We start from the raw sequence: 283 nt of genomic DNA on the forward strand, positions 1-283 counted from the left end.
AACGGATTGTGGTAGATACATTCGTATCCCTTTAATATTCCTTAATTCCAAGCGCCTTTCTTCTTTTTCGTTTTCTTGTACAAATTGAGAGAGAGCAGAACCTTTAGATTTTGCAAAAAGTAAAACAAGCAATCCTACACTAATAAAGATTAAAAATATACATCCATAAGCTAATAAACTATGCATATTGCACCTCCTGTTTTGAAAGGAATGGTGCATAAAGAGCTGGATTTACAGTAGAAGAACGGAATTTCTTCTCCATTTCAGCTGACATCTTGGCTGT

General features: G+C 34.6%; 1 pseudogene. It reads right to left on the bottom strand.

What is annotated here, in order from left to right:
• Positions 1-186 (bottom strand): annotated as a pseudogene (locus MR170_RS31530) (hypothetical protein); the annotation flags it as partial.
• Positions 187-283: the final 97 nt, after the last annotated feature.

The organism is Bacillus cereus group sp. BfR-BA-01524, assembly GCF_022662595.1.
Lineage (GTDB): Bacteria > Bacillota > Bacilli > Bacillales > Bacillaceae_G > Bacillus_A > Bacillus_A thuringiensis_S.